The 21,464-nt window shown below is 56.5% G+C and carries 18 protein-coding genes and 1 pseudogene; 6 read left to right on the top strand and 13 right to left on the bottom strand.

The window, feature by feature from the left end:
* The first annotated feature begins 124 nt into the window (after positions 1 to 124).
* From cbiB to cobA, 3 genes and pseudogenes are all read left to right on the top strand, one after another.
* The gene (gene cbiB / locus BN873_RS04325) at positions 125 to 1,045 is read left to right on the top strand and encodes an adenosylcobinamide-phosphate synthase CbiB (protein WP_242434368.1); all 921 of its coding nucleotides are present in this window, start codon (positions 125 to 127) and stop codon (positions 1,043 to 1,045) included.
* Entirely contained in the window at positions 1,038 to 2,039 is a 1,002-nt protein-coding gene (gene cobD, locus BN873_RS04320) for a threonine-phosphate decarboxylase CobD (RefSeq protein WP_048670998.1), read from the top strand. Before cbiB ends, cobD begins: the two co-directional genes overlap by 8 nt.
* A 76-nt stretch (positions 2,040 to 2,115) precedes the next feature.
* Positions 2,116 to 2,853: pseudogene (gene cobA, locus BN873_RS04315) on the top strand (uroporphyrinogen-III C-methyltransferase); the annotation flags it as partial.
* A 53-nt stretch (positions 2,854 to 2,906) separates the two neighbouring features.
* Here cobA and BN873_RS04310 read toward each other — a convergent pair.
* On the bottom strand, positions 2,907 to 3,524 hold the full coding sequence (locus tag BN873_RS04310) for a DUF4124 domain-containing protein (protein WP_048670997.1): 618 nt from the start codon (positions 3,522 to 3,524) through the stop codon (positions 2,907 to 2,909).
* A gap of 177 nt (positions 3,525 to 3,701) precedes the next feature.
* Between BN873_RS04310 and BN873_RS04305 the strand changes: the two genes are divergently transcribed.
* Positions 3,702 to 4,526 carry an undecaprenyl-diphosphate phosphatase gene (locus BN873_RS04305; RefSeq protein WP_048670995.1) on the top strand — a complete coding sequence of 275 codons (825 nt, stop codon included), beginning with the start codon at positions 3,702 to 3,704 and terminating at the stop codon, positions 4,524 to 4,526.
* Positions 4,527 to 4,604: 78 nt separating this feature from the next.
* Here BN873_RS04305 and BN873_RS04300 read toward each other — a convergent pair whose 3' ends face one another.
* From BN873_RS04300 to BN873_RS04280, 5 genes are all read right to left on the bottom strand, one after another.
* Positions 4,605 to 5,315 (bottom strand): energy-coupling factor transporter transmembrane component T family protein, encoded by a 711-nt coding sequence (locus BN873_RS04300; RefSeq protein WP_048670993.1) that lies wholly within the window; start codon positions 5,313 to 5,315, stop codon positions 4,605 to 4,607.
* A gap of 1 nt (position 5,316) precedes the next feature.
* Entirely contained in the window at positions 5,317 to 6,813 is a 1,497-nt protein-coding gene (locus BN873_RS04295; protein WP_048670991.1) for an ABC transporter ATP-binding protein, read from the bottom strand.
* 6 nt (positions 6,814 to 6,819) lie between these two features.
* Positions 6,820 to 7,329, bottom strand: a complete 510-nt coding sequence (gene thiW / locus BN873_RS04290; protein WP_048670989.1) for an energy coupling factor transporter S component ThiW — start codon at positions 7,327 to 7,329, stop codon at positions 6,820 to 6,822.
* Positions 7,330 to 7,514: 185 nt separating this feature from the next.
* The gene (locus BN873_RS19855) at positions 7,515 to 8,285 is read right to left on the bottom strand and encodes a PEP-CTERM sorting domain-containing protein (protein WP_102046992.1); all 771 of its coding nucleotides are present in this window, start codon (positions 8,283 to 8,285) and stop codon (positions 7,515 to 7,517) included.
* Positions 8,286 to 8,958: 673 nt separating this feature from the next.
* A complete protein-coding gene (locus tag BN873_RS04280; RefSeq protein WP_102046991.1) occupies positions 8,959 to 11,868 on the bottom strand; it encodes an AMP-binding protein in 2,910 nt (969 codons plus the stop codon).
* Positions 11,869 to 12,149: 281 nt separating this feature from the next.
* Between BN873_RS04280 and BN873_RS20030 the strand changes: the two genes are divergently transcribed.
* Positions 12,150 to 14,855, top strand: coding sequence for a FimV/HubP family polar landmark protein (locus BN873_RS20030; RefSeq protein ID WP_139031643.1), 2,706 nt, complete (start codon positions 12,150 to 12,152; stop codon positions 14,853 to 14,855).
* Between the two features lie 90 nt (positions 14,856 to 14,945).
* On the opposite strand, the gene BN873_RS04260 is transcribed toward BN873_RS20030, so the two are convergent.
* The 6 genes from BN873_RS04260 to BN873_RS04235 form a co-directional block, all read right to left on the bottom strand.
* Positions 14,946 to 15,545: a hypothetical protein gene (locus BN873_RS04260; protein WP_048670980.1), complete on the bottom strand. Its 600-nt coding sequence runs from the start codon at positions 15,543 to 15,545 to the stop codon at positions 14,946 to 14,948.
* A 303-nt stretch (positions 15,546 to 15,848) separates the two neighbouring features.
* Positions 15,849 to 17,258, bottom strand: coding sequence for a threonine synthase (gene thrC / locus BN873_RS04255; protein WP_048670978.1), 1,410 nt, complete (start codon positions 17,256 to 17,258; stop codon positions 15,849 to 15,851).
* A gap of 108 nt (positions 17,259 to 17,366) precedes the next feature.
* Positions 17,367 to 18,002: an ATPase gene (locus tag BN873_RS04250; protein WP_048670976.1), complete on the bottom strand. Its 636-nt coding sequence runs from the start codon at positions 18,000 to 18,002 to the stop codon at positions 17,367 to 17,369.
* Positions 17,999 to 18,184, bottom strand: a complete 186-nt coding sequence (locus tag BN873_RS04245; protein WP_048670975.1) for a hypothetical protein — start codon at positions 18,182 to 18,184, stop codon at positions 17,999 to 18,001. Before BN873_RS04245 ends, BN873_RS04250 begins: the two co-directional genes overlap by 4 nt.
* Positions 18,185 to 18,361: 177 nt before the next feature.
* Positions 18,362 to 18,547, bottom strand: a complete 186-nt coding sequence (locus tag BN873_RS04240) for a hypothetical protein (RefSeq protein WP_048670973.1) — start codon at positions 18,545 to 18,547, stop codon at positions 18,362 to 18,364.
* 176 nt (positions 18,548 to 18,723) lie between these two features.
* Positions 18,724 to 19,551, bottom strand: a complete 828-nt coding sequence (locus tag BN873_RS04235; protein WP_048670971.1) for an SDR family oxidoreductase — start codon at positions 19,549 to 19,551, stop codon at positions 18,724 to 18,726.
* A gap of 116 nt (positions 19,552 to 19,667) precedes the next feature.
* On the opposite strand from BN873_RS04235, the gene BN873_RS04230 reads away from it, so the two are divergent.
* Positions 19,668 to 20,870, top strand: a complete 1,203-nt coding sequence (locus BN873_RS04230; RefSeq protein WP_048670969.1) for a protoporphyrinogen/coproporphyrinogen oxidase — start codon at positions 19,668 to 19,670, stop codon at positions 20,868 to 20,870.
* Positions 20,871 to 20,922: 52 nt separating this feature from the next.
* Here BN873_RS04230 and BN873_RS04225 read toward each other — a convergent pair whose 3' ends face one another.
* On the bottom strand, positions 20,923 to 21,444 hold the full coding sequence (locus BN873_RS04225; RefSeq protein WP_048670967.1) for a hypothetical protein: 522 nt from the start codon (positions 21,442 to 21,444) through the stop codon (positions 20,923 to 20,925).
* Positions 21,445 to 21,464: the final 20 nt, after the last annotated feature.

The following is a 21,464-nucleotide window of genomic DNA, read 5'->3' as shown; positions in this document are numbered from 1 at the left end:
CAGGCCGAGGGCTAGGTTTTTGGCTACACTACCCCCTGCTTTTCAGCCCTGATAGCGCCATGTCCTGCCAAGAAAGTGCCTGCCTTATGCCTTTCTGTGCCCAGCGGGTAGGGAGGTTTTTTTGTTGACTGCGTTGCTGTGGTTGATGGCCACCTTGCTCGATCATGGGTGGGGCGAGCCACATCGATGGCATCCGCTGGTCGGGTTTGGCGGGTTGGCTAACCGGGTTGAATCTCTTGCCTATGGACCGCCCCAAGCGAATCCTGCTGCACGTCGCCTGCGTGGCATCGGTGCGGTGTTGGTGTTGCTAGCCCCTTGTATGCTGGCGGCTTGGCTGTTGTCTCTGGTGCCGTTGCTGGGTCTGGCCGTCGCTTTAGGGGCGCTTTATCTGGCTATCGGGGTCCGCAGTCTGACCGAGCACGCCGAGGCGGTAGCGGACGCTTTACGCGCCGATGATTTACCCCTAGCACGCGAGCGGGTCGGCAGGATCGTCAGTCGTGATACCGCTGATCTGGATGAGGATCAAATCAGTCGGGCTACGGTCGAGTCGGTGCTGGAAAACGGCTGTGACGCCATATTCGGCGCACTGTTTTGGTTTGCGCTGGCCTGGACACCGGGAGTCGTGGTCTATCGGCTGGCGAATACGCTTGATGCGATGTGGGGCTATCGCACGCCCCGATATCTGGATTTTGGTTGGGCCGCTGCCCGGCTGGACGATGTGCTGAATTGGATACCGGCCCGGTTGACTGCATTGAGCTATCTGCTGGTCGGTGCTAAGCCGGCGCTCGCTTGGCGTTGTTGGCGCGAACAAGCCCCATTTTGGAAAAGCCCGAACGCTGGCCCGGTGATGGCAGCCGGAGCCGGTGCGTTGGGATTGGCCTTAGGCGGCCCGGCCCGTTATCACGGTGAGTGGATTGTACGCCCTGTATTGGGAGAAGGTTTGGCGCCACGACCGGAGGATATCGGCCGGGCAATCATTCTTGTGCGGCGTTCTCTGGGGTTGTGGCTGGTGGTGGGCGTGATCGCGGGGGTGGCGTTTGCTTGAGCACGGTGGAGCGCTGCGCGCGGCAGCGGCCTGCTACGGCATTCCGTTGGTGGAGTGGCTTGATTTATCCACAGGCATTAATCCGAATGGTTGGCCGGTTCCCGGACTGCCAGCCACCGTCTGGCAACGGTTGCCGGAGCCGGAAGATGGCCTAGTAGTGGTGGCGAGCGCTTATTACGGCACTGCTCATCTGTTGCCGGTGGCTGGCTCGCAAGCCGCTATTCAGGCATTGCCGTTGTTGCGGCCTTGCGGTCGGGTCGGCGTCCTGCATCCCACCTACGCCGAACACGCCTATGCCTGGCGGCGAGCCGGTCACGAGGTCGAGCATTTAACAGTTGAACAGTTGGCGGTGGCCTTGGATCGGTTCAACACGGTGGTTGTGGTCAATCCCAATAATCCCACTGGCCTGCGCTTTTCACCGGCCGTTTTGCTTGACTGGCGTGAGCGCCTGGCCGCCCGTGCGGGTTGGCTGGTGGTCGATGAGGCTTTCATGGATGCCACACCAAACGACAGTTTGGCGAGCTATGTCGGGTTACCGGGCCTAATCGTTCTGCGTTCATTGGGGAAATTCTACGGGTTGGCCGGGGCGCGGGCAGGATTTGCCCTGGCGGAACCGGCGGTTTTGGAACGGCTGTCCGAAACATTGGGCCCTTGGGCAGTGAGCGGCCCTGGTCGCTGGGTGACAATGCAGGCGTTGGCCGATGTGCCTTGGCAGCAGCAAGCGCGCCTCGCTCTGGCGCAGGCCAGTCAACGGCTGGCGGATTTGCTTCATGGCCACGGCTTGACAGTGGCTGGCGGTACGACCCTGTTTCAATGGGTACCACTGGCGGAAGCAGAATTTTGGCAGGCTGCTTTGGCGCAGCGCGGTCTTCTGGTGCGACGCTTTACCGATCCACTGGGATTACGCTTTGGCCTACCGGATTCCGACGTCGCTTGGCGGCGTTTGGAACTGGCGCTGGCCGCTGTGCGGGCCGAGCGGCTGGGTGGCCTTTGATGTATGGGCAGATAAGGTTGGATCACACAAGACCATGATAGACGTATTGAACTCAGAGCCGCTGCGGTCCCCGTTGGGTGAAATTTTTCTGGTGGGCGCCGGCCCTGGCGATCCAGAACTGCTGACCCTAAAGGCGTTACGGTTGATGCAGGCAGCCGATGTGGCAGTCTATGATCGGCTGATCGCGCCGGAAATTTTGGCTTTACTGCCTGCGCACATCGAACGGATTTTCGTCGGCAAGAGACCGGAGCATCACACCCTGCCGCAAGAGGAAATTAACCAATTGCTAGTTGATCTAGCCCGGCAAGGCCAGCGAGTGTTGCGGCTCAAAGGCGGCGATCCTTTTATCTTCGGGCGCGGTGGTGAGGAAATCGAAACCCTGATGGCGGCTGGTATTCCGTTTCAGGTGGTGCCGGGGGTGACGGCCGCTGCCGGTTGCGCGGCCTATGCGGGCATTCCGCTGACTCATCGCGATTATGCCCAAGCGTGCGTGTTTGTCACCGGTCATCTCAAGGATGGCACGCTGGATTTGAATTGGCCGACGCTGGTACAGTCCGGGCAGACCGTGGTGTTTTACATGGGCCTGAAAAGCGTCCTGCATATTTGCCAGAAGCTGCGCGAGTACGGTGCGGCGAGCGATCTGCCGGTCGCATTGGTGGAGCGGGGCACGACCCCGCAGCAGCGAGTTTTTTGTGCGACGCTGGCTTCCCTGGCCGACGTGTTACGCGATGCCGGTGTCCATTCTCCCGCCTTACTGATCGTCGGTGAGGTGGTCAAATTACGCTCACGGCTGGCTTGGTTTGAAGGCAGTTGAAGGTTTTTCGATTGGGCTATTCAGCAAAAACCCGGCCTTAGCCGGGTTTTTTATTATGGGCGAAAGCCACCCTTGTTGGGTATCTCACTCACACCCACTGGCTTGGGGTTGAAGATAGCGCTATCGGGTTTATTGGGCGGTCGCACGGGTTCTGGAAGGGCAGAGGGTGGCGGTGGCCGTTGGCATTCCGGCCAGGGTTGACAAGGGTACGGAGTGGGTAACGGGGGTCTGGGGGGATAAGGCCCGTAAGGCGGATAAAACCCTGGAGGTGGGTAGAGGATAACTTTTTTGCTATTGTCCTCCTCTTTTTGCTGCTGTTGCTGGCGTTTAAGCAAGTCGTTTTTGAGCCGCTCGTTTTCCTGTTCCAACTCGCGCAGAGCCTGATCCTGGCGCGCATCTTCGGTGGCCCGCCGTTCGCTGGCCATGCGGTCGGCGAGCGCGTTGATCCGAGCGATTTCGGCGGCGGAATCAGCAGCGTTGGTTGGTGCAGTAGAAGTTGGGGCGATATCAATGATCTGGCTTTGGTTGGCATTTTCCGGTTGTTTTGCGCCGTAATGCACCCGCCCGTTGGCGTCGGTCCATTTGTAAATCTGCTGTGCCCACACCGTGCCGATGATGCATAGGGGCAGCACAAGGGAAAGAAGTAGCACAATCGGTTTGCAGGAATCCATGGGCACCTCTTGGCGGGCAGGGGATGTAAATCATTAGAACAAGATAAGATTTATCCGTTCAAGTCGTTGGCTTTAGGTGAATACTGCTATCCGTTTTATTGGTATGTACATGGTAGCCATGGTACAGAGTTGCTAGAATCGCCGGCCTTGTGCGTACCCTAATCTGAAGGAGCGATTTTGGACATCCTGTTAATTCTCAAAGCGTTAATTCTGGGGCTTGTCGAGGCCGCTTCGGAGTTTTTACCGATTTCCAGTACCGGTCATCTCATAATCGTGGGAGATTTTTTGGATTTCACCGGTCCACGCGCCGAAGCCTTCGAAATTTTCATCCAGTTAGGGGCGATTCTTTCGGTGGTCTGGATTTATCGGCAGCGCATACGCACCACGCTGCTGAATTACACCTCCGATACCCAAGCGCGTCGGCTCGTCGCCAATCTGGCCATCGCGTTTATTCCAGCCGCAATTCTGGGGTTTCTGTTTCACAAGTACATTACCCACTATCTATTCAATCCCGTCACCGTCGCCGGCGCACTGGTGGCGGGCGGCATTGCGATTTTGCTCATCGAACGCTACGCACCATCGGGAAGGGTCCAATCGGTCGATCATATGACCTGGAAAGACGCCTTAACGGTGGGTGTGGCGCAAAGCGTCGCGTTGTTTCCAGGCGTGTCGCGCTCTGGCGCAACCATCATGGGCGGAATGTTGGGCGGTATGTCGCGCTTTGCCGCAACGGAGTTTTCGTTTTTCCTGGCCATTCCGACCATGTTCGCAGCAACCGGCTACAGTCTGCTTAAGGAGTGGAGCAATTTAAGCCTTGCCGATGTCCCTATGTTCGCGGTTGGCTTTGTCGCCGCTTTTTTGGGTGGGTTGGCGGTCGTCCGTTTTCTGCTGCACTACGTGAGCCAAAATAACTTTGCGCCATTCGCCTATTATCGGATTATCTTCGGTGGCTTATTACTGCTGTATTTTCATTGGCATCCATGGGTGGGCAAGGGCGCTTGATCCAGTAACTTGGGTTGTCCTCATCACGCGGGATTTGCCGGGAAAAATCAGCGTACCGACTACCAAAGTGCGTGATCTTTAAGAAATGTGGCGCAGAGCCGCCGCAGCTACCGCTAGCGCCACTATCCCAAATACCAATGCCCAATCACGGAGTCGAAACCGATAGTCCGCCAAGGGTGTGCGGGTAGGGCCGCCAAAACCGCGTGCTTCGAGCGCCTCGGCAAGATCATCGGCGAAGCGCATTACGTCAGCCAACAGCGGTGCGAGCAAGGCGGTGCCGTTGCGCAGCAGGTAGACCCCATCCAGCCGGATACCTCGGCTTTCTTGTGCCTCGCGTACCTCGCTGACCAACAAAGCCATCATCGGCGTGAAGCGCAGCGTGCCTTCCAGCAAAAATACCGCTGTGGGCGGTACGCCGCTAGCTTGCAGGGATTCGCCTAGCTCCGTCGGCGGGGTAGTAGCGAAAAACAGCACGCTGACTGTGACCAGCCCCAGCAGTCGCAGAACCGCGCTGGCAGCCGTTATCGGGCCATCGCTCAAACCGACGATGACTGCGAATAACACCAGGGTTGGGGACAGCAGCCACAATGCGCGGCGCCATGCTTCACTGGCACGCATCACCAGCACGGCAAGCAGCGCGGTGGTATTGAGCAGCAGCAAATCCGTCAGCTCGGTGGCGAGCAGTATCCCGCTGAAAGCCAAGAGATAGACAAACAGTTTGGCGCGGGGATCGAAGAGGCCGGTTGGGGCGGGTAATGGGGCAAGCGATTCGGCATCGGGCGCGATCATATCAAGCCGCCATCGCTAACGTGGTCGGCAAACGGGCATGACGTAAGACTTCAGGCCGAGCGAGGACAGCCGTTGGATGCGCGTCAACGGTGATGCGCCCATCCGCCAGCACAGCCCAGCGCCCGCACAGTGGATAAGCCCACGCCAGATTATGGGTTGCCACCATGATCGCCACGCCGTCGGCAGCGCACTCACGAAGCAAAGCAGACAGGATCGCGCGCGCGCGGGCGTCTTGGCCGGCGGTGGGTTCGTCCAGCAACAGGGCCTGGGGCCGAGCGGCAAGCACGGCAGCTATCGCCACCCGTCGCTGCTCACCGGCGCTGAGCAACTGCGGTGGTCGTTCGAGCAACGGATCAAGGCCGAAACGCTCGCTCAATTGTGAGCACCAGGCTGGATCATGCCGACCGAGGGCGCGCGGGCCGGCTGCCAGCTCGGCGCGTACTGTAGCAGCAAACAGCATTCGGGCCGGTTGCTGTATCACCAGGCCAACCACCCGCGCCAATTCGGCCACCGGCCGTCGGCCGATAGGTTGGCCCAGCACCCGGATGTTCCCTTTCTGACTCCGCAACAACCCATTACCATGCCGGAGCAAGGTGCTCTTGCCGGCCCCGTTTGCGCCCAGCAGGGCGACGATTTCCCCCGCGCTCGCGCTCACGCTGGCTCCCCGCAGAACCGGTCGGTTCTCACGCTGATACCAGATATCGTCCCATTCCACGACCGGCTTGGAGAGGGGGGCTGTCGGTGTGGGTGTAGAGACCGGCGGCGCTGTTGCCAATTCCCAAGCCGAGAGATCGCCGGCCATGATCGCCGCTGGTGGCCCATCTGCCACAAGTCGGCCCTGATGCAGAACCAGCATACGATTGGCGACGCCGGTGATCTCTTCCAACCGATGCTCGGCCACTAGTAGCGTGACACCGGCATCATGTAGGCGGCGGAGTAACTCTCGCAACTGGCCGGCACCCGCTGCGTCTAAAAAGGCAAATGGCTCGTCCAGCACCAGCAGACGGGGCTGCATGGCCAACACGCCGGCCAGCGCAACGCGCTGTTGCTCGCCACCGGACAGTGTGTGCGGCGCCCGTTCCAGCAGGTGGCCGATATCAAGCCACTCGGCGGCTTCGCGGACTCGGCGGGCGATGCTCGGCCGATCCAGACCTTGGCAAGCGGGGCCGAAGGCGATGTCCCTGGTGACTGTGGTGGCCAGGCATTGGGCGTCCGGCCGTTGCAGGACCAATCCGACTGCACGGCTCATCTGGTGGGGTGGGGTTGCGCGCGGGTCCATTCCAGCCACTGTCAAAGTGCCACTGATCTCGCCGCCCTGTAGATAGGGAATCAAGCCATTAAGTAGTCGGCACAAAGTGGATTTGCCGGAACCGCTAGCGCCGGCCAACACGACAAACTCGCCAGGCGCAACGCTGAAATCCACCTGCTGGAGTGCGCGATAACCGGTCATCGGATAGCGGTAACTGACGTCACGGCAAGCAATCAAAGCCTCTGCCATTGCCGTTTAGTGCAGATAACCCAAACGCCGCAATACTCTAAGACCAAGGACGCCTAGGGCGGCACCCACCATTGAGGATAATAAAAAGGGCAGGATCAATAGGCTCAGGGCGATATCCTTGCCCATCAGATAGGGGGCAACCAATAGCGCGCCGACAGAGGCGCCGATTAAGCCGGTACCGATGATTTCGCCAAGCGCGGTAAAGTAAATGTTGTGAGTGTAGCGATAGGCCAGCCCGGCCAGAACGACGCCGAAAATACTGCCCGGAAACGCCAACGGAGTGCCCAGACCCAAGGCATTGCGCACCAGTGAGGTAACCGCCGCAACAGCTAATCCCCACCACGGTCCGACCAGCGCACCGGCAATGACATTGATGAAATGCTGGCTTGGGGAAACTTTAGCGATGCCGGTGGGGATACTAAGCGGTGATAAAGCGACCGCTAAAGCGGCCAACGCCACGCTGTAAGCGACCAAGCGGGTTGATGGCGTTGCTACGGCGGCGGAAGTCTGGACCATGGTTTTGGTTTTCGACTGGATAGGTTGCGTTTGCACCCGGCTTGGGCTAGGGCAATAGTAATGGTTATTGCCGGTCCTGTCTTGTCGGAAACTATACGCCTTCCTTTTTCAATTGAGATTTGACATGGTCAGGCAATAATAAAGAAAACCGACACGACGGTCGGGTTTCTTTGCTTTATGGGGAACTAGACTGATTGCTTACGCCGACGCAGCGCACCCAACCCAGCCAACCCTAATCCCAGCAGCGACATGGAAGCCGGTTCTGGCACGGCAGGGACAATCGTCGTTTTGGCATTATCGGTATCAAGGTTAAATTGGTATGCGTTTTGGGCCAATCCGTTGCCACCAAAATCTAGCTTAAACTTGGTGAACACATCACCAACAGGTGATGCGTTACCAATCGCTAACGCATCAAAGTAAGTTGCGGTAATAGCGATATTGGTGTTGCTGAATCCGCTGAAATTCAGCCCATTCGCCGAACCCGGTGTACCAGTGTTACCACCGCACCACTGATTATTATTACCACAGATATCGAATACGGTGTTACCAGGTACCCCATCAAAGAGCAGGCTTCTCAGAGATCCCCGGCCCGCCACATCAAAATTCAAGTTCCAAGCATTATTGAAAGAGTCGCCGAAAAGTTTGAGCGTAAAATCATTACCGTCTCCCCCTCCAGGCTGTGAGGCCAGGGTCACACCGCCGGAGCTGGCACCAATATCACTCCAGTTTCCACTGAGGGTTTGGAGCGCTGAGCCGTTAAAATAAGTGGCGGTGATCAACATTCCATCCATGTTGGCGCCGGTAGTTGTAAAACCTGTAAGACCACTTGTAGTCTGAATAGCGCCTAAGTTAGTGACCTGAGTGATAACAGCTGCGCTTGCAACGCCAGAGCCTAAGCCTAAGCCAAATATCGCAGCGAGCAGCACTGAATTTCTGATAGAAGTTGTCTGTTTCATAAAGTATCTCCTTACTCCAAACCCTAGTTAAAAACCCAAACCCTCTATAAATATCGAGGATGTACTTACATGAGCATTTTTTATGCCAAAAATTTAGATTAAAGAAGTATCTATTTTATTACAATAACTTAGATAATAAATTGCTTGTCGTTATTCTTCAAAATATGTAGGAACTGTAAAATTTCCTGACACCCTAACCGGCAGTGTTTTTCTTAAGATTACAAATTATGTTTTAGCTAAATTAAAATATGTTATTGATTTAAAATAAAATATACTGATATTAAGTAAAGAATTTAAGGGACGATTTACTTTAAATAACTGTAAAAAAAGCTGACACATCTTCCTGCCTATTATGTTATGTCGATGGCGCGGTCCGGATAGGTGGCATAAAGTTAGGAGTTACGCAGTTGGGTCTCTAACGCTCTGATTTTAAAAGAAATCGACCTGTGCAGCAGACAACAGAAATCTTCTATTAATCAATCACTTAGAATTTCAACTGCGTAACTCCTAAGCTGTAAAAAAAGCTGACAGTAATTTTATCCCTTGGGCTGGTTTGATAGCCGCAGAAGGATTCGCTGTATCAGCGCAGCGTGGCCACTAATAAAATCAAGATCACGCAAAACATCGGGGGCGGTCAAAGCCAGTGATAGGATTTGGACACCATCTGATTGAGTTAAGAAGCGTTTGACTGTGGAGCATTGACAGTATCGCCTAAGTCCGGCTCGCTGCAATGTTGCAGGATGCTAGCCCGTGCTGTATCGCGCAGCTGTATCACAGACTGCCAATCCTGACCTTCGGGGTATAGGGGGGGTTGTACGATCACCTCTAGCGGGTTGCAGCGTGGCAACCAGGAACCGGCGCGCAGCATGGAGCGGGTACCGCGAATGATCACCGGGATGACCGGTACTCCGGCTTGAGCAGCGGCCACGAAAGCGCCCAGGCGGAAACTGCGTAGACCCGGTATCCGAGTAAAGGTCCCTTCGGGAAAGAAGGCCAGTGATTGTCCTTTTTTTGCCGCTTCAGCGATCTGTAGCCCCTCCAGTGCGCTGCGCCGCGCGTCGAAACGTTCGACGAACAAAGTACCCATCCGCTGTAAGGGCTGGGCAAGCCAAGGATTATTCAATAATTCCCGCTTGGCGACGTAATGAAGGGAGCGCGGGATCATCGCGATCAGGACATAAGCATCCAGGTAACTGGCATGGTTAACGACCAGCACACAAGGTCCTGCGGGCAGATGAGCCAAACCGGAGATAGTCAGCGGCGTACCGGTCAGTCGTGCCAGGGTAAGAGCGATGAACCGGCTCAGTTTCCACCGCCACTCGCGCTTGGGCAGGGTCATGATCCCTAGCCAGGTGGCAGGCGCCAGCAGCCCAAATAGCAGCCAAGCATACGCGGCGTACAGATAAGCGCCTATGCGGTCTGCGCAGCGTCGCGCTTGTACCCAGCCGCTAGAGATCACCATGCGCGTGAGCTGCAACCACAGCGCTCGGCTACCATGATTGAGGGCGTTGCGCTCGTATAATTCTCGAACCCCAGAGCGACGAATTTTGCCGCTGGAGGTTTTCAAAACGGTATGGGGTCGAACCAGCGCGATATCATCTGGAGGTATGCCCAGTATCTCGACGCTGATGCCCTGGATCTTTTGGCGCAATTTGGCCAATTCATCCGCTTGGGTCACGCGAGTTTCAGCGACAACGATTAATCGTTCGCTGCCGATTTGTGGATCATTGCTGGCGAATGCGGCGACACAGCCTTTGCGAATGCCGTTGAGGTCGCCAACTGCCTGTTCCAGTTCGTAAGGATACAGATTACGCCCGCCACGGATAATCAAATCCTTCACTCGACCTGTCAGATACACGTCACCGCCCGCCACATAGGCGCGATCCCCCGAATCGAGCCAACCATCGCCATGGGGGAACAGCTTGCGGGTCGCGTCGGGGTTGCGGTAGTAGCCAGCCGTGGCCGAAGGCCCTTTAAACTCCAGTTGCCCTTCACATCGTTCCGGCAATTCTCGGCCCCGCTCGTCAACGATGCGGATTTGGTGGCCAGCAAGGGGTTGCCCACAGGCCGGAAACTGCAAGGCGGATGGATCGTCTGCACTTGCCAGTTCCGCCCGCCCATCGGTCAGCAACGCATCACGGCGTACCCGGTCGATCACCGGTCCCCGCCCCGGAGGCTGTAAGGCGAGTCCCACTGAGCATTCGGCCAAGCCATAGACTGGCGCCATGGCTTCCGGCCGGAAACCATAGGGGCCGAAGCGGGCGATGAACCGTTCGAGGGTGATGGGATTAACAGGTTCAGCGCCGTTGCACGCCATTCGCCAAGAGCTGAGATCAAGGCCGGCGATGTCGTGCTCCTCAATGGTGCGGGCACAAAGCTCGTAAGCGAAATTGGGCGCAGCCGATAAAGTGGCCCGATGGCGGTGGATGGCGCGCAGCCAATGTGCCGGCCGCGCTAGAAAGGTGAGCGGTGACATTACGATTAGCGGACAGCCGTGGTACAGGCTGCCCAGGCAGGCGCCGATCAAACCCATGTCGTGATACAGGGGCAACCAACTGACGAAGAGGTCGTTGGGGCTAACGGCGATATGTCGGCCCATGGCGCGCACGTTGGCCAGCAGATTGGCGTGACTAAGCATCACCCCTTTGGGATCGCCGGTACTGCCGGAGGTGTATTGTAGGAAAGCGAGGTCGTCGCTACCAATTGGCGGGGCATTCCAGGTGTCTTGGCTCTGCTGGAGTTCTGCCACCGTCACGACATGACGTAAGTCCTGGAGCTGTGTTTGCAACAGCCGCGCGACGATCTTCGCTTCTGGAACCGTGACCAGAATCATGGTTTGGGCATTGCCCAGTAGCCGGATATGGCGGCGCAAATGTTCCTCGATTTGCGTCGGGCGGGCCGGTGGGTAAATCGGTACCGGCACACCACCGGCCAGTAGGGTGCCGAAAAAACTCAAGAAGTAATCGCTGCCGGTGGGTAGCATGATCGCGGCGGTTTGTCGGGGTTGTAGCCCACGCTGACGCAGCCCAGCCGCCACGGCTTGCGCACCCTGCTGAAGTTCGGCATAGGTGAAGGCAGCCTCAATTTGCTCGTTGCTCCCCTGGATTTGAATTGCGCTCTGATTTGGGTGAGCCTGGGTGTGCCAGTCCAGCATATCAATGAGCGTTGCGACGCGCTCTGGGATACCAGCACTCGATAAACGCGGTACCACCTCCCGTTCCACCCTGGAATCCATACGCTCGGCTGGAGCGTCCTGCACGCCCGCTTCACTTTCGGCCTGGCGGATCAGCCTCACCAGATCGCGCGGGGTTTCCGCCAGAAGCAATCGCTCGCCCAAGACGATTTGAAAGGTCTGCTCAATCCGCCGCAGTAGCTCAGTCCGAGTTAGGCTATCTAGCGCCAAGTCTCGGTCGAGGTGGCTGTCGAGATCAATCGGGTCGGCTGTTCCACCTGATGGATGGGTTTCGCGCACTAGCTGCTGCAATAACGCCAATAGCCGCGCAGCCGTGCCGACAAGCGGTTCGATAGCTAGATTCGGCGGGCTGTCGGTTGGGTTAGGTGATGCATCCTGTTCGGCAATCATAGGGCTGATCCGGTGATTAGCGCGGGCGATGCCGTTCCTTTGAGAACGGCTAACGGGTGTTTGACCCGGCATTCTAGACACCCATTCGGCCTCACGTCATGCGAGCCAAAAGGGGGCTATAGTAAGATTTTGAAAAATATCGATATCGGTTTTTGCTGATCTGGTTGTAGCCAGGTCTCCGGCGGAAACTCCTGATAGACTATGGTTTCCAAAAGATACTGGTGGCGATAGAAGTGGTTTTTCTGTTCTTGATGCCTCCGCCTGATTCCGAGGGTCCGTTCATGTTCCGCAAACCGTTTCGCTTTTGGTTGATAACGCTGTTGTTGGGGCCGACATGCGCCCTGGCGCTGGAAATCGGCGAAATTCAGGTCCAATCCTCGCTTAATCAATTATTCGACGCGAGAATCCCTTTACCCAAGCTGACACCGGAGGATCTGGCTAAGGTTTCAGTCAAATTGGCGGCTTCGCCAATGTATAAGGAGTTTGGCCTCGACCGAACAGCGACTTTGGGCAAACTGGTATTTTCTATCGAATATAACGCAGCGGGAGAAGTTTACGTCAGAGTGGTTTCCACCGAGCCGATCCGTGAACCTTCCCTGGGTTTGTTGATGGAGTTTAGCTGGCCGCGCGGCAAAACCTTTCGGGAGTTCACCGTGTTTCTTGATCCTGTTCAGCGCTTGGCCAAGCGCCCGAATGACCGTACAAAAACGATTTTGGACGGACCTGCCCAGGCGGTACCACCTACTCCGGCTAGCGCTCCTGTGCCGGCTGTAGCGGCTGTTGCGGCTGAGCCGACACCCCTTCCGGTTTCACCGCTAGCGGCAGCTACGACTGTGGCGCCGCCGCCGGCCCCATCTGCCAGTGAGCCGGCCCCCACTCCTGCGCCGGTGGTTACTACCCCGGTATCGCCCGCCATGCCAGTACCCTCGCCAGCGCCTATGATAGCCTCGTCAACGCCAACGCCAACGCCAACGCCAACGCCAACGCCAGCGCCAGCGCCAGCGCCTATGATAGCCTCGCCACGCCAACGCCGAACGCCAACGCCAACGCCAACGCCAACGCCAACGCCAACGCCAACGCCAACGCCAACGCCAACGCCAACGCCAACGCCAACGCCAACGCCGGTTGCAGCCGTCACGCCGGCTGGCCCACTCCCGCCTCCTGTGCCGGTGGAAACGGTGGCTGCGCCCACTAAGGGTTATAAATCTGGAGGTACCTATGGCCCTGTAATGCCTGGTGAGAGACTTGGGAAAATCGCCCTTAAGGTGCGCCCCGATCCGAGCATTAGCTCAGAGCAGATGATGCAGGCCCTATTTAAAGCCAATCCCCAGGCATTCGCTAAATCTGGAATTAATGAACTTAAAGTTGGCTCTACGTTGCGTCTGCCCACTTTGCGGCAGATTGCCAAGTTTTCCGGTTCGGCGGCTGCTAGGAGCTTAGCGGAAGCGGAAGAGGCTCAAACTGCTGCTTTGGTTCAGGGTGGCAAACCGCCGCTGGATGTCTCAGTCACCAAGAGCAATGGGATAGGGTTGGCTGACGCTAGCGCCGGTGCTCCCCAAGCATTTGCCTTGGCACCACCTGATGTGTTGGAGCCGATGATGACAGAAGCGGCTCCTTCGCTCTCGGCGTTATTGGGGCCTAGCAAATCTGGGCTGGAGGCTGCCGACAAGTATGAACTACCAGGGCGTTCTCCTTCGGCTAAACGGGCAACAGTTACGCAGCCCACCAGTTCTGTGGGAAATGTTGCGCCCCCTATCTTGACGCCAGTTTCAGCAACACCACTGATGTATTTGGCGGTTGCCGAGGTGATCGGCGCAGCCGTTAAAATTCCAGGGTCTGTGATTCCAGCGCAAATCGCTCCTGGATCGATCATTGCCGATGCTTCATTAACCTCGGCTAGAAGAATCCCTAAACTAGGAACGATGCCAATCACCTTTACAGCGAAATCGGTTACAACGGCCGGTAATGGTTCTGGGGCGAGGACGATAGGGCCGGTCGTTGCAAACAAGTCAGTAAGGCTACCCAGCAGTGTTCCTTCGCCTTCATACTCTGTCAGCACCACGAATTTATTGGGTGTCTTGGAAGGACGGGTTGGCGAATTTACCGCCAGGCTGGATACAACGTCTGGCGTGACTGCGCCTGCCACAACACAGTCTGACAAGGTGGCCAAGGCGAAGGCGGAGCCGACCTACAAAGGAGGGGAGCAATACGGGCCGGTGGGTGCCAACGAGCGGCTTTGGGACATTGCGACGAAGGTGCGCCCCGATGCCGAGATTGGGAAGGATGTGATGATGAAGGCGTTATTCTTGGCCAACCCGCAGGCATTTTCCGGGCGGGAGATCGATCACATGAAGGAAGGGGCGCTGTTGCGGGTGCCGGCGCTGGAGGAAATCGTCAAATACACCGGTTCACCCGCCGCTAAAGAGCTGCTGGAACGACAGGTTGGATCTGTCACCTCTGCGGAAGTCAAACAGGAGACAGGCGCGCAATCGAATCGCCAGGAGGATACCAAGCTGGCGGTAAAGCCGACTCAATCCCCAACCCCGACACCGACCCCAACCCCGGCAACGAACGCGCAACCGGTCGGGGCTACGCCTTCAACGACCGTGGCGCCATCGACTGGAGAGGTTACTGCTCCTTCATCGGCTGATGCAGAGAAGAAGGCGAAGGCGGAGCCGACCTACAAAGGAGGGGAGCAATACGGGCCGGTGGGTGCCAACGAGCGGCTTTGGGACATTGCGACGAAGGTGCGCCCCGATGCCGAGATTGGGAAGGACGTGATGATGAAGGCGTTATTCTTGGCCAACCCGCAGGCATTTTCCGGGCGGGAGATCGATCACATGAAGGAAGGGGCGCTGTTGCGGGTGCCGACGCTGGAGGAAATCGTCAAATACACCGGTTCACCCGCCGCTAAAGAGCTGCTGGAGAAAGGGAGGAATGACACGGCTCAATCCGTTGATCCTCCTGCACCTGTCTCCAACCGTTAAACCAGGCGGTAAAGGCGGAGTAGCGATATCCCGCTTTTGCCCCCTGTTGACTGAGCAATAGGGGAACGAACAATCTGGTTAGCATTCACCTCAACGCCAGTAAAAATTTAACTGCGACTGGCGAGGGCCATCAATTCGGACGGATTGCTGTTGGGTGTGGTCAGCCGTGCTTACTGCGACGGTATAAGTGCCAGGTGGGATTTGAGCCAAGAAATATGGCCCTTTCGAGTTGGCGCTTAAAACCACTTCGCCGCGTGAATCGAGGATCTTCACCGCAGTATCCGCCAGATACTCGCCACCGCCTTGCATAGCAGACATTACACGCAAGTTGAATCGATCCGATATGGCGCGTAGCTCTTCACGTTCGCTCTCGCCAACGCCACCGGATGTATAGCGAATACCTTGATCAGTGGTTCTAACCTGAATCGAACCTCCCGGCGGTAGCCAGCCCTTGTCCTCCGATTCTGGTGGAGGCGGTGGCGGGGGTGGCGGATTACCGCTCGTTACCGTTCTTTCTTCGATCACCTCTTCTGTCTGCGAACGACCGAGGTAGACAGGTGCCAGTTGTTCAACTGGTGGCGATGAACGATAGAGTGGGGGAGGGGCTTGTTGGGCGACCACCGGGGTCGATAATGCGGTGCCGACTGCTAACCCCAAAGCGATTAAACTGAGGCGTGGGAAGTGTGCCATTGCTAAGGTCTCCTTACTAAGATGGATGAATGGGCGAGCCGATAACTTTTTTTCAGATGTCGGATCTCTTCCAGGTATCAAGAGCAAGTTTGATCTCCTGAACGCCCAATCATTTTATCCAATGACTGACAGAGCTTGCGCGTGCCGTTAGTCATGTTTTGCCAGGTGACTCTTAGTGAACTTTATCTTATTAAGATATTGAATTTAAAATAATTTTTAGAAATAACCGTTGTATGTCGTTCGTCATGTCGAGTCATTATCAACCGCCGGGATAATCACGCGATCTTCAGCCAGATGGGTTTCTCAGGCGGCATGTTGCGCGATAAACGCTTTGATCTGTGTCACATCCGCATCCATCAGGGTAAAACGCTGCGGCAGTGTTTCAAGCTGTTCGTAACCGGCTGGCCGCTCTGGCGCGCGATTCAGGGCTTGAAAGATCGATTCTTCAAACTTGGTTGGTAGGGCCGTCTCGGCGCAAATCAATGGGATGCCCTCCTCGCGAAACTCCAGCCCAACCTTGATGCCATCGGCGGTATGGGTGTCAACGATGATCCCAGAATCCTGATAAATCCGCCGGATGGTGGCAATCCGGTCTTGATGCGTGCTGGAGCCGGAGACGAATCCCGAATCGCGAATCGCTTGAAAGTGGACACTACCCGATAGGTCAAAGAAGCCCTGGGTCTCGATTTGCTGCCACAGCATCCGTACCCGCTCCGGATCGCGGTCAACCAGATCGAAAATGAAGCGCTCGAAGTTTGATGCTTTGGAAATATCCATGGATGGGCTGCTGGTATGCAGTACCTGGTCAGTGGCCCGCACCCGATAAATGCCGGTACGGAAGAATTCATCAAGGACGTTGTTTTCGTTGGTGGCCAGGATCAAGCGGTGGATCGGCAAGCCCATCCGCTTGGCGATATAACCGGCGCAGATATTGCCGAAATTTCCTGAGGGGATCGCAAACGAGACGGGTTGATCATCGCGGTCTGTAATCGCCAGCCAGCCTTTAAAGTAGTAGACGATCTGTGCGGCAACCCGTGCCCAGTTGATGGAATTGACCGTGCCGATACAGTAACGTGCTTTGAACTCAGCGTCGTTGCTGGCAGCCTTGACCGCATCCTGACAATCGTCAAACACCCCGCGTATCGCAATATTGAAGATGTTCGAATCCTGTAAGGAGAACATTTGTGCGGTCTGAAACCGGCTCATCTTCTGATGGGGCGACAACATAAACACGCGAATACCGCGTTTGCCGCGCATGGCGTATTCGGCGCTGGAGCCTGTATCGCCCGATGTCGCGCCGAGGATGTTGAGGTGGCCGCCGGTTTTCAGCAAAGCGTATTCGAAGAGATTGCCCAGCAATTGCAAGGCGATATCTTTGAACGCTAGGGTCGGGCCATTCGATAGTCCTAATAGCCATACCCCGTCTCCGAGAGAGGTAACGGGGGTGATGGCCTCACTGTGGAAAATATCGGCGGTGTAGGTTTTGTCGATGAGCGCGCGTAGATCGCCAGCTGGGATATCGTCGATGAACTTGCGCAAAATAGCCCAGGCCAAGCCCGCATAGGAAAGGCCACGCCAGCCGGCGAGTTCACCAGGTGCCAGTACCGGGTATGCGTCCGGAATGGTCAAGCCGCCATCGGGTGCCAAACCGCCTAGCAGAATGTCTGAAAACGGCGCGGGGGCCATGCCGCCTCGGGTGCTGATGTAGCGCATGAGAGGTCCTCGGCAATCGCACGGAAAATGAGATCAGTGAGAGATAACGACAGGTTAGGCTTGAGCCGGCCAAGTTGACGCGCCGGCTATCCCGCCTAGCGGTTGGTTTTATAGCTGTAGCGCCGTATCGTCGCTCGATACCGGGAGTAACCGGTTGGTGATTTCCTGCGCCCACGGGTTAATTTGACCGTACACTTTGACCAGCCGACCTTTTGAAGCACGAAATAGGAGCTTGGCGCGAGCGTTGTCGATGGAGTTATCGTACACGTAGGTTCGATCAGCGAGCCAGGCGACCACAGAGCAGTAGGCCAGTGACTTGGTGTAACGGCCGATGATCTTCGGAATGGGCACATCGTGGCCACCTTCCATGACCCGCATGGCGACCCGCTTGGCATTGATGGAGGGATCATCGGTACCGACGAAGAATAGCCGGATAAAAAACCCCGCCTCCCTGGCACGACGGAGAAAATCCATCTTATCGGGTGCAGACAGGACGGTTTCAAAAGCGAGGCTGCGACCTTCGACTAGGCAGCCTTCGCGGATTTCGGCCGCCCGGCGGGCTGCACGAAAAACCGCGTCAGGCGCGTTCCAGTCACCGAACTCATCGCGGGCGATAAAATCCGGGTTGACGTAAACACATCCGTCCATCCACTCGTGCATCAGAAGCTGCTGGGTAATCGAGGTTTTTCCGGAGCCGTTAGGTCCGGCGACCACGATCAAGCGCGGTTTTCCCCCCTCGCTCATGCCCGCACGCGCAACCCATCAACGGCCATAATCTCGGCACGTAAGCGATTCAATAAGTGTGTGCGAGCCGTTTCAGCGTGCTTGCGTGCTTCGGTGACGACGGCTTCCATCAAGGCGTCGAGCTGTTCGTCAGAGGGTTCGTGGGCGATGTCGTTTAAGTTGAACCGGGCGTGTGGCGTCATCAAGCAAATCCTCCAAGAACATGCAAAATCCGGCAAAAAATCGGCTAGAAAAAGAAAGCCGTTGTATTTTACACGCTGTTGCGGTCGATGCCCAATATGGCCAGTTTTATTGAGCTAATCGACGGCACGCCGCAGTCAATTGCAGCGTGCCGGTCGAGCCGCAAAACCAATGCTCAGTTAGGCTTGGGCTTGGAGAGGCAGGTTGATTGCTCTGATTTCAGCCCGCAACCGGACCATCAGTTGTTCGCGCGCTCGTTGGGCGTGCTTGCGCGCTTCGGTAGCTACCGCTTCCATCAAGGCGTCAAGCTGCTCGTCAGAGGGTTCGTGAATAATGTCGTTCAAGTCGAAGGATTGTAATTTCATTGTTGTATACCTCAACCTCTATAGTCCTCGTAGGCTGTCACCGGCCCACTGGTGGTCTTTATAGTTATTATAGCTCAAGCCGTTGCACAAAGGTTGCAGCTTGCGAGCAATTCGCGCCAGCCTATCGGCCACACCCAATGTTAATCGAGCAAACTTGGTGACTGGGTTGTTGTCTTTTAACGGCTCGCCTTAGCAATCTCCGTTGCAATGAGCTGTGTCCAGGCGCCGGAACCGGGTAAATTTTGGCCACCGTCGGCAACGATCACCGTGCCGGTGATATACGAGGCTAAAGGGGATGCCAGGAACACGCTCAATTGCCCGATGTCGTCGGGGGTACCGAACCGGCCTAGCGGAATTGCCTTGCGCAATAGGTCGCCGCTACCCTCTGGGACTAAGCGGCGCACACCTTCGGTACCTTCAATGGGGCCAGGCACGATGCTGTTGCAGCGGATACCAAACGGCCCCCATTCCAGCGCCAGGTTGCGCATGAGGTTGTCAATGCCTGCTTTGGCCGCGCCGACGTGGGCTTGGAAGGCATAAGGCATAAAAGCCATGCCAGCCGAGATGAAGATGATATTGCCCTGCGTCTCCCGCAGTTGCGCGAATCCGGCCCGACAGGCGTGGAAACTGCCCAGCAAATCGATATCAATAACCGATTTGAAACCATTCGGGCTAAGGTCTGCCGCTGGGCAAGGGAAATTGCCCGCCGCCCCGCAAATCAGGGTATGCACCGGTCCTAGCGCCGTGTTGGTCTCTTGCAGGGCTTTCTCCAGGGCTGGGTAGTCACGCACATCGGCGGAATGAGCCACTACATGGGCACCGATTGCCTTGAGTTCAGCAGTCGCCGCAGCCAATTTTTCCTGGGAGCGACCAACGATGCTGAGATTCGCGCCGAGTGCGGCGAAATTGCGGGCGATGCCGAGATTGATACCGCTGCTGCCGCCCGTGATGAACACGGTCTTACCCCGGAATAAATCTTTAGCGAAATAGGACGTGATGTGCATTAATCTCTCTTGGCATTAGGGTGGGCTATAGGATAAGCCTAGATAAAACTTGCCGATTTACCACTTAACGCTTTCGCTCTGAATTGGCCGATGTTGATATTTAAGGAGTTTTCGCCATGCCCGATGATGATTTATTGATCGTTGGTGCCGGTGTCGCCGGCCTAAGCATGGCGTGCTATGCGGCTGCGGCCGGCGTGAGAGTGCGGGTATTGGAACAGGAAAAACAACCGGGTGGCTGCCTGCATTCCCATCGATTCACCGGGGATCTGGACGGATTTTGGCTAGAACTCGGCGCGCACAGTTGTTTTAACTCCTACAGTGATCTATTGGCACTTTTGGAATTTAGCGACGTGCTTAAACAGTTGCGACGCCGAGAAAAGGTTGGGTTTCGGCTGTTCGCGGCTGAGGCGGTTCATACCATTCCTTCAAAGCTATCTATCGTGGAGTTGCTAGGGGCGCCATTTCGGTTGCTCGGCACCCGCAAAGCGGGCCACACAGTTGGCGACTACTATGGCCATATCGTTGGTCGCCGGAATTATTCGGCGGTGTTCGGGCCAGCCTTCGACGCGGTTGTTTGCCAGTCGGCGGCTAATTACCCGGCCGATCACCTGTTTCGGCCGCGACCGCGCCGTAAAGAGTTCCCGCGTGGCTTTACCTTCTCCGCCGGCTTGCAAACCATCGCTGATGTCTTGGCCAAACAGGCGGGTGTCGAGATCGAGTATGGCCGAACGGTGCAGTCGATTAGGCGCGATGGCCCAGATTTTATCGTACAGTTAGAAGGGGTTAGCTATTCCGCACACCGAGTTTGTTTGGCGACCCCGGTGGCGATAGCAGCCGATTTACTGCGGTCGGTTTTGCCTGCCTTAGCGGAACGATTGACGGAGATCGGCGTGGCAGTGGTGGAATCAGTTGGGGTTGGGTTACCGCGTGAACGAGTCAGTTTGCCGCCATTGGCGGGGTTGATCGGTTGCGGTGAGACGTTTTATTCGGCGGTATCGCGGGATACACTGCCTGATGCCCGATTTCGCGGATTCACGTTTCACTTCCGTCCTGGGGTTTTAACCGAGGAGGGAAAATTGCAGCGGATCGCCCAGGTTCTAGGGGTTGCACGAAGTGAGTTGAATTTAGAAAACGTGAAGGCCAAGCGCAATCAGTTACCGATGCTGCGAGCTAGCCATGGACAATGGACGGAGGCTGTGAATGCGTTATTGCCTGGAAGCGGTTTGGCTCTCACCGGGAATTATTTCGGTGGCGTCGCCATTGAAGACTGTGTGGCGCGTTCGAAAGCCGAGTTTGAGCGGTTGCAGCGTGAAGGCTGATGAGGAGCGACCGCCGGTTTGTGCCGGCGATCAGCACCGTTACAGCTTTGCTTCAAAAAGCGGGATAGAACGTCGTTGTTTCACCAAACGGCGTGTTCATGTTCTCACCGATAGACCAAACTTCGTCATTGATCAATAGCTTGAACCCAAGAACACCTTCGCGAGCTTCCGTGGTGGTCCATTGCCAAGTGTCGCCACCGACATTTTCCATCAAGGTTCCGCTTTCCCAGCTTAAGCTATGGCCATCACCGCGAATATAGAGGTTGTTGCCGGGGCCGACATCGAACTTGGCAACGATAACCGTAATAATCGGGTTTGCCTCAGTCGCCGGTTTTTCGGCTTTGGCAGGGGCTTTGGTGGCGGGTTTCGTAGCCTTGGCGGTGGTGGCTGGAGTACTTGAAGCTACCGAGGGTTTTTCCACTTTGGTAGCCGGTTTTGCCGTCTTAGGGGCAGCAGCAGGTTCAGGTTTGGCTGTCTTCGCTGGTGCCGCCGCAGCTGCGGTCTTGCCGGTTTGTGCGGCTGTCGTTTTGGTTTCCTTGGCGGCTGCTTCGGTCGGCTCTTTTTTCTTCGGCATCAGTTCAATCCTCTGAATGA

Source organism: Candidatus Competibacter denitrificans Run_A_D11, from assembly GCF_001051235.1.
Taxonomy (GTDB): Bacteria; Pseudomonadota; Gammaproteobacteria; order Competibacterales; family Competibacteraceae; genus Competibacter_A; species Competibacter_A denitrificans.
Note: the sequence above shows the minus strand (reverse complement) of the source record. Positions and strands in the feature narration are given on the sequence as shown.